Source organism: Pseudoalteromonas maricaloris (genome assembly GCF_024746855.1).
GTDB classification, from domain to species: domain Bacteria; phylum Pseudomonadota; class Gammaproteobacteria; order Enterobacterales; family Alteromonadaceae; genus Pseudoalteromonas; species Pseudoalteromonas maricaloris.
This window is the reverse complement of the sequence record NZ_CP024625.1, coordinates 2505891-2519274: the sequence shown is the minus strand read 5'-3', so window position 1 is coordinate 2519274 and position 13384 is coordinate 2505891. Positions and strand designations below refer to the sequence as shown.

The window sequence follows — 13384 nt, the reverse complement described above, 5'->3', positions numbered from 1 at the left end:
CAAATTCTCAAAAAATGTGATGTTAGTGGATAAGGAAAGTTTAATGAGGCGAGTTAAAGTCTATTACCAACATCGTGACGGTGGCACTGAGCTCATCAATTATGAAAAAGAATTACAGTCTTATCGTGAGGCTTGGGATGTTATTGATCATTACCCTTGGGACAAAGAATTGGAATTGTTTGAGGCACTTGGGGAAGGTGGTGGGTTCTTTTTTATACTTGGAAATGAAGGCGGTAAGTACGCGTCTTACCAATTGACACCAATAGAAAATAACCGCGGATTACTAACTTTGGATGTTGTGTCTAAGCCAGCTACTTTTGGACTCTTTGGTGGTAAATCTGCTTCAGTCGATTTTGAGCTTGTCTCAATTCCAGAGGCTAAAAGTCATATAAAAGCGCTATTTGAATACTCAATTGATTCTCTGTACGAAAAATATCGAAAGTAACAGTGTTGTATGAAAAGTATCCGTAGATATCAATTCCGGTGATTCATTTATCTTGGGCTTGTTCTCGTTGTATACTCTGCCTTATATCAAACGGTGTGTGGCACGTTTCAACGGGAAATAAAAGGATGTATCAATGAATAGACTTGGCATACTAATTGGCTTGTTATTTTGTTGTAGCTATTCAATCGCTCAGCCCCAGCCGCAAGCAATCACAATTTACAATAACCCTTCTCAAGGTGTTCAAACCGAAAGCCGTGTATTTTCCTATCTGCAAAGCCAATTAACTCAGTTTGAGATTACACAGTCTGATGCCAGTGTTGACCGTGCGCTTAAAAATATTGCAGGAGGTGAAGGGGAGTGCGTTAGAAACTTAGTTGTGAATAAAGCGCGCAGTAAAACATTGCTATTTTCAGAGCCGACCACTTATTTTTTGGGGTTACAAGTTTTTGCTGCACCTTCAGTGCAATTGTTGTCTACACAAACCGAGCAAAACCTAGAGGTATTGTTAACGAGTCATCCCAAATGGTTGTTGGGCGTAGAAAAAGAGCGCTCATATGGTGATATTGCCGATGCCATGATACAGCAGACGCCGCCAGATCAGCTCTACGTGAAAGAAGGCAGCGAAAACGAAGCGCAAATGTATTCTATGTTGATGAGCAAACGTTTTGAGTTGCTGCTTGAATATCCCTCGGTTATTGCATACCACGCGAAAGATGCATCAGAAAAACCCGTACCAATTGCGGTTAGTGGTTTTGCTCCATTTATTACTGGGCATATCGCTTGTCGGGATACACCCGTTACACGCGGGTTTTTAGCGGCGGTTAATTCTGTATTGGCGGGCTTGACGATGGACGAGCGTTTTATTAATTGGCATCTCGAATACATAGACAAGAGTTTACACGATATGTTTAAACAGCAATTTAGCCAAGCGCAAAGCCCTCGGCTTTAAACTGAGACTTCCAATAACCTATCCGCCAGTGCATTTAGGTGTGAGCTATCGCACTGCGTCGCTGCATAAGTTCGAATACCATATACAGACATAATAAAGAAACGGGCCCTCTTTGTGGCTTCATCTTCACTTAATGCTTCACTATCGGGCCAAGCTATCAAAAACTGTTGCCTGATCAGTGATTCAAATTGGTGCAAGTTAGCGCTGAGTGCCGCTTGAATTTCCGCATCCTGCTCGCCAATTTCATTAAGCGTTTTGGTGAGCAAACACACTTTCTTTGACTCGTCGCCTAAACACTCACCGACAAGATCTTGTAAGAATCGCTCAAGTGCACAGCGAAGGCTGGTGCTGTTTTCGAACAGCTTTTGATAATGCACTCGTCGGTCTGCTTGATATTGATCTATGGCGGCTAATAGCAAACCTTTTTTATTTTTGAACGCACAGTAGATAGAACCCGGATGGAGTCCGGTGACTTCGGTCAGTTTGGGCATACTGGTTTTGTTGTAGCCATAAGTCATAAATGCTTGCATGGCATTTCTCAGTACGGTTTCTCTATCAAACTCTGCTGTTCTCATCGATTTCCTAAGTGCACCAAATGTGTTTAAACGTCACCATTATACCAATACTTCACCCCTATTTTTGATAACAATGAAAAAAATGTAAAGGTTTAACTTGAATAATGATTCAAGAATCCCTATCTTGAATGTATATTCAAATATGGAGAGACACGCATGCCACAGATACTTTTTGAAAATGTTAAGCTAAATAACACGATATCACTCAATAATCGCATCTTGATGGCGCCATTGACGCGCTGTATGGCAGACGACGATCTAGTGCCTACCGATGACATGGTGAAGTACTACGCTAAGCGAGCCAAAGCAGGATTAATCATTAGTGAAGCGACGATTATTCGCCCTGATGGGCAAGGCTACCCGAATACCCCAGGTTTGTTTACACAGGCACAAATTGCAGGATGGAAAAAAGTAACAGATGCTGTACATGCCGAAGGCGGCAAGATGTTTGCGCAGTTGTGGCACGTTGGGCGTGTTGCGCACCCGTACTTCTTTGACGGAGAAGTCTTAGCACCGTCGGCTATTGGTATCGAAGGTTCAATTCCAAGAATGCGTGATTTAACCTACCAAACGCCAAAAGCGGCGACGAAGGAAGATATTACAAAACTCATTGCCGACTATGCCCAAGCGGCAGCAAACGCGATTGAAGCTGGTTTTGATGGAGTGGAAATTCACGGTGCCAATGGTTATTTAATTGATCAGTTCTTACATCACGCCGCGAATCAACGTACCGATGAGTATGGTCAAACACCAGAAAATATGAGTCGATTTGCTTTACAAGTCACCGATGCTGTCGCCGATCGTATTGGTGCCGACAGAGTGGGTTTGAGAGTGTCACCCGGTGCTTACTTCAACATGGATGGTGATCAAAGAGACAGAGCGGTATTTGATTTCTTAATCTCGGCATTAAACAGTCGCAACTTAGCCTATCTGCACGTGGGTATCTTTGATGACGCGATGGAGTTTGAATATTTGGGCGGCAGTGCCTCGGCTTATTTGCGTAGCATCTATAAAGGAACGTTAGTTGGTGTGGGGAGCTACACTGCAGCGTCAGGTGCAGAAGCGATTCAAAATCAACAATTTGATTTATTGGCGATTGGTAGACCGTTCATTGCCAATCCTGATTATGTGGAGAAGGTGAAAGCCGGTCAAGCCGTGAAAGAGTATGATGAGTCTATGCTCGCAACATTAGACTAAAACCAACCCATAAGTATGAATTTAGAGAAATGCCAAACACTTAAGTTTGGCATTTTTTTGTACATTGCATAAGCTTAAAGCAGGCGTCAGTGGTAAAGCGAAAACTTTTGATGCAAAAGTTGTCATCTTTATCAATTAAGCTTGAGAGCAGTTAAGTGTTTAACCCTCAAGTATTTGCTAATTAATAATCAACTGGATTGTAGCTTATTTTTTAACATTGATAGGAATAAAGGAGTACTTTGGAGTTTATTTGTTCGCTAAGTGTGTAATAATATGCCAGCAATGCAGTTGTGAGTGCGTCGGACATGCAAGAAGATTTACTAAATTCCGTTATCAAAATAACAAAAACGAGAGACGTTGACTCTCTCGAATACAGCTTAGTGTCTACTATTCAAGAGTTCATAGGCTGTAAAGAGGTCGCTGTTTATAAGGATCTGCTCGTTCCTGGAGAGATCGCGATAGAGAGAAGCTTGTTGCTAAGAAAACTGTCCGATAAGGAATTTGATTGGGAAGAGCGAAGCCTAGTTAAAGAACCTGATAAGGAATTAATTTCTTGCTTGCAGTCAGCCTGTATCATTACGGTACAAGCGAAAGATGGCACCGAGCATCGTTGGGTGCCAATCAGTCTTCAGGAAAAGCCAGTTGGTGCGATAGCGGTTATCAGTACTGGGTTGTCGAGTGCAGATCAAGTATTACTTAATGCATTTTGCCGCATTTTTGAAAATTATCTCACCATTCTTCACGAAAACGAGCGCGATAAACTCACCGGACTACTGAATCGTCAAACGTTTGAAAAGCGCTTGAAACAACTGATTGAAAAGCAAGTTATCAAACAACATAAAACGGTATGGCATGGTGATGTGCGCTCGGTGCATAAAGGTTCAACCTCATGGCTTGCGATCATGGATATCGATCACTTTAAAAAAGTAAACGATAACTACGGACATGTATGCGGAGATGAGGTTTTACTGTTATTAGCACAGCGTATGCGCCAGTTTTTTCGCTCCACAGACTTATTGTTTCGCTTCGGTGGTGAAGAATTCGTACTGGTCTTTGAGCCAACCGATTACGATTCAATCAAAGCCAAGATGGACGAGTTTATGGAGCTGGTACGAAATACCCACTTCCCATTCGTAAAAAAGCTCACCGTCAGTGTCGGAATGTCTCGCATTAGTCCATATGATTTCCCCATCACTGTGCTTGAAAACGCCGACAAAGCGCTTTATTACGCAAAAGATAACGGTCGCGATATGCTTTGTTTTTACGAAGAGTTGCTGTCTGAGCATAAAATTGAAGCGCCGGAAGAGAGCTCTGATATAGATTTGTTCTAACAGTTTAATCTGAGAAGCGACGGTTGTCGCTTTTCTACTCAAGCGCACTCGCATTAACCTCAATAACTACCGCTTATAGGAAGATTCAGATACACTTAACACAGCGTTAAACTGCATGGCAGACAACATGTTACACATCATCCAATCGAATCGAATGGAAATCTTGCAGGCGCAACTCTGCACACTCATAAAATCAGCACCACTCACTAACCCTTTTGCAAAAGAAGTGGTGTTAGTACAATCTCCTGGTATGTCTGAATGGCTCAAACTAGGTATGAGTCAGCACTTAGGAATAAGTGCACAGGTCGACTTTCCATTACCATCTAGCTTCATTTGGAAGCTATACCAAAATTTCATTGATGATGTTCCCAAGGAATCCGCTTTTAATAAAAGCAATATGACTTGGAAGCTATTTACGCTGTTACCTGACTGCATTGATAAGCCTCAATATATTGCGCTTAAGCACTATTTAGGTGACGACCCGTCAGGAATTAAACTCTTTGCCCTGTGTGAAAAAATTGCCGACGTTTTTGACCAATATTTAATGTACCGCCCCCAGTGGGTTGAACTTTGGGAGCAGGGCCAAGATACGCTCATAGATGTGGATGTTGAAGCCATCGCCCCTTGGCAGCCTGATCTCTGGCGTCGTTTAGTCCACCATGTTAAAGCACTTGAACAAAGTCCGTATCACCGTGCCAACATGCACGATCAGTTACTGCAAGGGCTGGCCAATGCACCAGATGGCAAACTTCCCGAGCGGATCTGTATATTTGGACTGTCGGCCATATCGACCAGTCAGCTTGATATTTTTCAAGCGCTTGGCCAAAAAACGAATGTATTTTTATTCTTTTTTAACCCCAGTGAACACTACTGGGGAGATTTAGTCGATGAGAAGACTCAAGCTAAAGTCGCTGCAAAATACGCCAAGATGCCAGAACTTGAAGCGAAAGACGGCGAGTATTACTACATTGGCAATCCACTCCTCTCTTCATGGGGAAAGCTCGGGCGTGACTATTTTGAGCAATTATTGCAGCTTGATGCCAGTTGGATAGATGGATTTGATGACGCGTTTGAGGACAGCCTGCTTGGCCAGGTACAGCAAGAGATCTACCAGTTGGCATTTAAAGGAGAGTCGTTAACCGCTGATCCAAATTGGTTTGTTTCGCAGCAGGGCAAGTTACCCATTATGGCGGATGATACCAGCATCGTTTTTCAGGATTGCCACACGCCACTGCGTGAGGTCGAGCGACTCCATGATTATTTACTCAATCTGTTTGAACAAAATCCAAGCCTGACGCCTAAAGACATTATCGTCATGATGCCTGATGTGGGTACCTATTCGCCATTTATTAAAGCGGTATTTGACAGCAGTGAAGATAGACTACGGATCCCTTATGCGATTTCCGATCTTGCAATCGAGCAAGAGCGTCCTATTTTAACGTCTTTTGTGACACTAACAGACTTACCCAATAACCGTTTTTGCGTGTCGGATATTCTCGATTTGTTGGGCGTTTTGCCGATCGCCGAACAGTTTAACCTTGAAAGCCATGAGTTTGACTTAATTCGCTATTGGCTTGATCAGGTCAGTGTTAAATGGGGCTTAAATGACAGCCATAAAAGTGAATATGGATTGCCAAAAATACCATTAAATACGTGGCAGCATGGACTCAACCGTTTGCTATTAGGGGTTGCAACAAACGACGAACAGACGCCGTTCGCATCTATTTATCCTGCTGATGAAGTCGAAGGTATGTCGGTGGCAGTACTTAACAAGCTTATCGGCTTTGTTGATGCGCTTATCTGGTTAAAACGACAACTCAGCAGCGAAAAGACCTTAACGAACTTCGCAGCAATTCTACGTGAAGCCATGGCGCTATTTTACTCGTCAGATTCTGAACAGAGTTGGGATTTACTTAAGCTTGAGCAGATTATAGAGAACATCGAAAAACACCATGAAAATGGCGATATTCAAGCGCCAGTCTCAGCAAAAATATTAGCGTATTTGGTCAAGCAAGGCGTCAGAGAAAAAGGGGTTGGGCAGCGCTTTTTAGCCGGAGCGGTAAACTTTTGTACGCTGATGCCGATGCGTGCTATTCCATTTAAAGTGGTGTGTATGCTTGGTCTCAATGACGCGGACTATCCTCGTACTGTGCAGCCTATTGGTTTTGATTTAGTCGCACACTCCACGAGACGTAAAGGCGATCGCTCACGAAAACTAGACGACAGATACTTGTTCTTAGAAGCGTTACTCAGTGCTCGAGAAAACTTGTATATCAGTTATATTGGCCGCTCTTGCTTTAACAACGAAGCCCAAGTGCCATCTGTTCTAGTCAGCGAATTGACTGAATATCTAGATCGCAGCTTTTATTTTGAAGATATGCCAAAGCAGTCGCTTGTTACTCGATTAACTTCACAACTGCCATTACAACCTTTTAATCCTGAACATTTTAAAGCAGGCTCACTACAGAGCTACAATCGTACCTGGCTTTGGCAGCATAGAGCGGCGCAAGCTGATGAAATAAAACCGTTGGCACCAGTTTTAGACGCAGAAATTGAGTTTAGCGATTTGCTGCGCGGCGTTTGCGAGCCGCAAAAGTTATTTTATCAGCAAGCGCTGGGCATTAAACTCAAACCAATAGAAGCGTTAACACTCGATGAAGAGCCTTTTGCATTAGATGCTTTGGAGCGCTACCAATATTTAGATGAAGTGTTGGATGCTCAGCTACAACAACAGCCCTTAAATCTTGAACAAATATTACAACGAGGCTCGCTGCCACAAGCAAACATTGGCAAACTACAGCTAGAGGGGCTGCTCAGCCGCGTTGAACCTATGGTTAACGTATTGACCCCGTTGCTGAATGAACCAAAGGAACCTCTAGAGCTAAAACTTGGTGTTGCAGGGCATATACTGGTCGGCTGGCTTGATTGTGTGTATGACAACAGGCAAGTGTATTACCGTAGCGCCAGTATTAAAGCCAAAGATTTGATTAAAGGGTTTTTACATCACTGCGCGGCCTGTGTAATGGGGCATGAAGTCACTACTTATATTGTTGGGCTAGATCAAAGCGTGCACTTTGCCGCTATTTCAAAGCCGCAAGCACAGCAATATTTGGAGCAGTGGCTGGCTTTTTATAAGCAAGCACTGAGTGAACCTGTGGCATTTTTTCCAAGTTCTAGCATGGAATACGCCAAGACACAGGATATTAAAAAGGCGGTAAATAAATTTAAGCCGCAATATGTTGGTCGAGGAGAAGGGGAAGATCCCTATGTTCAACTATGCTTTAGCGATTTGTCAGCTCATGAAGCGCGTTTTTGTGCACTTAGCCTTACTTTGTTAACACCTATTCTTGATGCCGCCGAGGAGGTACGCCATGGAGATGCTTAATCCCATTACTATGCCTCTAAGTGGCCAAAACCTAATTGAAGCCAGTGCAGGTACGGGGAAAACCTACACCATCACTGGTTTATATCTGCGCTATTTACTTGGCTTGCGTACTTCTGATCAACAACATGAGCCGTTAAGCGTCGAACAGATCTTAGTGGTAACCTTCACAGAAGCGGCAACACAAGAGATCAAAGACCGAGTGAGAAAACGCATTATTCAAGCTCGAGACGTGCTACTAGGTGAAGTCTGTAAAGATGAACTGATAGGTGCCATCTTGGCGCAAGTTGAAGATAAAAAGCGCGCCTTTGATCTCCTTGATGCTGCCGCTAAGTCAATGGATGAGGCCGCGATATTCACCATTCACGGCTTTTGCCAAAGAATGCTGAAGCAACATGCTTTTGAGTCTAAGGTGGCATTTAATCTCGAGTTTATTCTCGATGAGAGCGAGCTGATTGACGCCGCGATGGCAGATCATTGGCGACGTTTTGTCTATCCGCTAGACACAGAAAAAACACAGGCTGTGATAGAGCAATTTGCCACGCCGTATGCCCTGGCGAAGCAAGTTAGACCCTTATTAGCAAGAGAGAACGCAGAAATTAAACCCTCTGTTTCCTTAGATGCGGTATTTGCCGCACGTGAAAAATACCAAACATTAGCACTGTGGCTAAAGGCCGAAATAGTCAAAGCCGACTACATCAATGTGTTGAAAAACGCAGGACTGGCAGGCAATCGGGCACCTGGGCGAAAAGCTAATCTTCAAGCTCTGGAGGATTATGTCAACAGTGAGCAGTGGTGGTTTGAGTTTGGTAGCAGTAATCATTCCTTTGGACTTTGGGGCAGTGAAAGCCTTGCCGATGTTGCTCATTATAAAAAGAATACTACGCCGCTGGAGCATAAGCTCATTCGTCACTTTGATACCTTGGCAGAGCTCCATCAATTGGTCGGGAGTGGGCTTAAAATTGCGTTAGTGCAACAAGCGGTGACTGAGGTGAGGGCTTTGCTTCACGCCCACAAAGAAGAATATGGCTTGATCTCTCCCGACGATTTACTTAAGCAGCTGCATCAAGCGCTGATGGGCGACAGTGGTGAGCGCTTAGCCGAAAAAATTGCATTGCAATATCCGGTTGCTATGATAGATGAGTTTCAGGATACCGATCCCATCCAATATGGGATTTTCAGCCGAGTTTATGCAAAGAAAAATACGGCATTAACCTTGATAGGCGACCCAAAACAAGCCATTTACGGCTTTCGTGGAGCGGATATTTTTACTTATATCGGTGCAAAGCAAGGAGTTGCGCAAGACAGGCAGTATACGCTTGCAACCAATTATCGCTCCGATAGTGACGTGGTTGCCGCAGTGAATACGATATTTACTCGCCATCCCAATAGTTTTATCTACAACAAAGATATCCCTTTCATTGAGGTGAGCGCGCAAGGTAAAGCCGAGGATGCGCAATTTACTATCGCGTCTAAAAAGTCGTCAGCTCTGCGCTTTAGTGTATTACCAAATGAGGATGAAGCACTTAGCAAAAGCGCCGCGCAAGCGCGGCTAAGTCAGGCGTTCGCAGGTCGAGTTGCAGCGCTTATCGAGCAAGGGCAGTCGCGGATTGCGAAGATTGGCGAAAACCCAGTAGTGCCAGCGGATATCTGTGTTTTAGTTCGCGACCGCATAGAAGCGAGCTTGATCAAACGAGCCTTAAATCAACTCGATATTGCCAGTGTGTACCTTGCCAGAGATAGTGTATTTAGGCAGCCGTTAGCAATTGCGTTGTATCAACTGCTTGATGTACTGCACGGGAGTTACGACGAAGCGGCGCTCAGAGGCGTGCTTGCGGGACCATTATTTTATTTAAACAATCAAGCGCTGTATGACTTACAGTTTAATGAGCAGCAGTGGCAAGGTTATTTGCAGTTATTTAGTGAGTTAACACAGCTTTGGTATCGCTCTGGTGCAATGGCGATGCTGGAACACTTATTGATAACTTGTGAGCTGCCAGTGATTTGGCAGCAGCAGGGAATGGAAGTGGAGCGTTGGCTAACTGACTTCCGTCATTTGGCTGAGCTTTTACAGCATAAGCAATTAGAGCTCGATGGCACGGGTCGTGTGTTACGTTGGTTTTTATCGCAGCTAAATAACGCCCAGAGTGACAGCAGCCAAATTCGCTTAGAGAGTGATGCCAACCTGGTAAAAATTGTGACCATGCACGCATCAAAAGGTTTGGAGTATCCGATTGTCTTTATGCCATTTGCGCTTGGGTTTCGTGAACCTGATACGTTAGTTTATCACCAAGGGGATAAGCTAGTTGTCGATCTTGAAGCCAGTGACGACGCCAAAGAAAAAGCAGAGCAAGAACGACTGGCTGAGGATATTCGCTTACTTTACGTTGCGCTGACGCGTGCGGTGCATTATTGCGAGCTTGGGCTTTACGACATTCATCAAGGGCGCAGTAAAAAGTCTGCGCTGCACAAAACGGCTTTAGGATTTGCCTTGTTTGGCACGGAAACCTTCGACAGTGCCGAGGCTTGGCAAAGTGCCTTAAGCCAGTTGTGTAAAGCACATGTGGCAATGGAATATGTAAGATTAGATGAAATCACCGCGCCACAGCAAGCGATAAACACTAAACTTGAAGACAAGCCTCTAGCTCTGTCTGCGAAAACCTTCAGCGGTCAGATTGAACGCCACTGGCGTACTACAAGCTTTAGCCAGCTAAGCTATCACACGCATCATGGTGATAAACCAGCTGGGGCCGTGGACGAAAACCATTTACTGGACTTACCTGAGCAGCGTCAAGAGCGGGAAAAAACCTCTTATACTTTTCCTAAGGGCGCCAAGCCGGGTAGCTGTTTGCACGAAATCTTTGAGCTAATAGATTTTACCGCACCGCATTCCCCTAAAAACGAAGATAAGTTTACGCTGACTGAAGCGGTCTCTAAGTCTTTGGATAAGTTTGGTATTGCGACGGAATGGCAAGAGACAACAGAGCGTTGGATAACAAGCTGTTTGGCAGCACCACTTGCGCCACATCCTCATTTACAACTTGGTGTGCTGCCACCGGAAGACTGCATTGTTGAAATGGAGTTTTATTTGCCACTGAAACCACTCAGTGCGGTGAAGCTGAACAAGATCCTCAGTGATATCACTGGACAAAAGTCGTTTTTAAACTTTGATGATGTGAAAGGCATGCTGAAGGGGTTTATCGACTTAATCTTCAAGTGGCAAGGGCAGTTTTTTGTTCTCGATTACAAGTCCAACTACCTTGGTGATAGCCCAGAAGATTATCACTACGATAACCTCAATGCCGCGATGTCGTCTCATCAGTATCATTTGCAGTATATGATTTATACCGTGGCACTTCACCGCTTGTTAAAGCAGCGCCTTGTGGACTATAACCCTGAGCAGCATTTGGGCGGGAACTACTATTTGTTCTTACGCGCATTACCGGACAGTCAGGGGATTTTCTTCAATCAGTTAAGCGTAGAGCAGGTGTTAGAATTAGATGCATTATTTGAGGAGTCTGTATGAGCCAGTTAAGTATGGACTTTGAGGCATTTGACCATCATAGCTTTATAACGTTATTGCTTGAACATAAACGAGTTGGTAAAGCCGATATCGCGTTAGCCAAGTTGCTGAATCAGCAAGGCTACGACGATCACTTCTATGTATTTTTACTATTATTAATCGCTCATGGACGTCAGCATAGTTGTTTAGAGTTAGACAGTATTAATTACCAAGATCCGTTTGAGCTCAGCTACGCGGTTGCGGATGGATCTGTAGAGTTATCGCCATTTTCAAGCACAGGTATAGCCTTTGCAGCGCTTGCACAGCATCCTGCGATCGGTGAAGATAAGCCGCTTCGGCTATACGGTAATAAGCTCTACTTGGCGAGATTAGCAAATTATGAAGCAAGGCTTGCTGGACACTTTGAAATGTTGGCAAAAGCCGATGTTACGCTGGACGAAGCAAAACTGAGTGCACTGTTGGCGTCGTTTTTTCCAGCCAGTGAAGAAGACATTGATTGGCAAAAAGTGGCTTGTACGCTTGCTATTATTAAGCGATTTTGTGTCATCACGGGTGGTCCCGGTACAGGAAAAACCACGACGGTCACAAAACTGCTTGCTATTTTACAGTCGCTTTATAACAGTGCGCCGTTGACCATCAAGCTAGTAGCGCCGACCGGCAAAGCGGCTGCGAGGCTCAGTGAGTCAATTATTGGTGCGAAAGCGAGGTTAAACCTGCCGCCAGCGCTTGCTGATTTACTGCCGGAGCAGGCGCAAACTATTCATCGCTTATTAGGCGTTATTCCTAATAGCGTGCACTATCGTCATAATCAAGATAACCCGCTGCATGTTGATGTGCTGATTGTTGACGAAGCATCCATGGTGGACTTATCGCTTATGGCTAAGCTGGTGGATGCACTACCAAAACATGCACGGCTTATTTTGCTTGGCGATAAAGATCAGCTCGCATCGGTAGATACTGGTAACGTACTCAGCGACTTATGTGAAAACTTAGCGCTTGGGCAAGCACCACATTACAGTCAGGCACTGAAAGCAAAACTAGTTGAGTTGAGTAAACAAAACTTGCCTGAGTCGGGTGATACCAGCGCTGACTTTATGTTGGAAGATAATCTGGCGTTTTTACAAAAAAGTCACCGTTTTGACAGTCGAAGTGGGATTGGTCAGTTAGCATTTGCCGTAAATAGTAACAATAAGCGGCAATTAGACAGCGTGCTGGGGCAAGGTTATAGCGATATACAACATCATGAATTAAATAGTGAAACCTACAATGCCCTAATTGCCAGAGCGGCGGAGCAATACCAACGATACCTTCTTGCCATTCATCATGGTGAGAGTGAGGCCATAATTCATAGCGAGTTTGCCAGTTATCAATTGCTTGCGGCAGTGAGAGAAGGCCCTTACGGTGTGAACGAGTTAAATCGCAGAATAGAGCTTAAGCTTAGTCAAATGGGATTAGTGCAACCGACAGGGCGCTTTTACGTTGGTATGCCCATTATGATCACCCAAAACGATTACCAGTTGAAACTGTTTAACGGCGATATCGGGATCATTTTACGCGATGAACAGGGTGAGCTAAAGGCATCATTTATTGATGAACAGGGCAGCATTAGGCGCTTTTATCCTGCCAGATTGCCGAGCTTTGATAGAGTGTACGTAATGACTATCCACAAATCGCAAGGCTCTGAGTTTGCTTACACGGCAATGATATTACCACCCATTCAACGTGCGCAGCAGGGGATAAATCGCCAGCTTATTTATACTGGGATCACCCGAGCTAAACAGCAGTTTGAATTGGTGGCGCAATATAAAGTATTAGTGCAGGGTATGAATCGAAGTGTAAGTCGCAGTAGTGGTTTGCGAAGTCGGTTATCAAATTAATGAATTTTTTGTTAAAAACTTGTTTTATTTTGTGGTTTGGCTAAGGTTAAAGTGAGCTTGAAAGCTAGCTCGCCCAGTGAGTAGACTTGCCGTCAGTTAACGTGT

General features: G+C 44.3%; 8 protein-coding genes. 7 read left to right on the top strand and 1 reads right to left on the bottom strand.

All coding sequences use genetic code 11. From position 1 onward, the window contains the following. Positions 1-43: 43 nt before the first annotated feature. Together CTT31_RS10915 and CTT31_RS10910 are read left to right on the top strand one after the other, a co-directional pair. Positions 44-445: a hypothetical protein gene (locus CTT31_RS10915; protein ID WP_260491246.1), complete on the top strand. Its 402-nt coding sequence runs from the start codon at positions 44-46 to the stop codon at positions 443-445. A gap of 133 nt (positions 446-578) precedes the next feature. Continuing rightward, positions 579-1394, top strand: a complete 816-nt coding sequence (locus CTT31_RS10910) for a hypothetical protein (RefSeq protein WP_260491245.1) — start codon at positions 579-581, stop codon at positions 1392-1394. On the opposite strand, the gene CTT31_RS10905 is transcribed toward CTT31_RS10910, so the two are convergent. Further along, complete coding sequence (locus CTT31_RS10905) at positions 1391-1969, bottom strand: TetR/AcrR family transcriptional regulator (RefSeq protein ID WP_045990613.1); 579 nt, start codon at positions 1967-1969, stop codon at positions 1391-1393. The genes CTT31_RS10910 and CTT31_RS10905 overlap by 4 nt on opposite strands. Before the next feature lie 156 nt (positions 1970-2125). Here CTT31_RS10905 and CTT31_RS10900 point away from each other — a divergent pair, with 156 nt between their 5' ends. The 5 genes from CTT31_RS10900 (at position 2126) to recD (ending at position 13279) form a co-directional block, all read left to right on the top strand. Beyond that, positions 2126-3166: an alkene reductase gene (locus CTT31_RS10900; protein ID WP_260491244.1), complete on the top strand. Its 1041-nt coding sequence runs from the start codon at positions 2126-2128 to the stop codon at positions 3164-3166. Between the two features lie 305 nt (positions 3167-3471). Further along, positions 3472-4497 (top strand): GGDEF domain-containing protein, encoded by a 1026-nt coding sequence (locus CTT31_RS10895; protein WP_045990615.1) that lies wholly within the window; start codon positions 3472-3474, stop codon positions 4495-4497. A gap of 127 nt (positions 4498-4624) precedes the next feature. Beyond that, entirely contained in the window at positions 4625-7882 is a 3258-nt protein-coding gene (gene recC / locus CTT31_RS10890; protein ID WP_260491243.1) for an exodeoxyribonuclease V subunit gamma, read from the top strand. Continuing rightward, on the top strand, positions 7869-11405 hold the full coding sequence (gene recB / locus CTT31_RS10885; protein WP_260491242.1) for an exodeoxyribonuclease V subunit beta: 3537 nt from the start codon (positions 7869-7871) through the stop codon (positions 11403-11405). The genes recC and recB overlap by 14 nt, the downstream gene beginning before the upstream one ends. Next, positions 11402-13279 (top strand): exodeoxyribonuclease V subunit alpha, encoded by a 1878-nt coding sequence (gene recD / locus CTT31_RS10880; RefSeq protein WP_260491241.1) that lies wholly within the window; start codon positions 11402-11404, stop codon positions 13277-13279. The genes recB and recD overlap by 4 nt, the downstream gene beginning before the upstream one ends. Positions 13280-13384 lie beyond the last annotated feature (105 nt).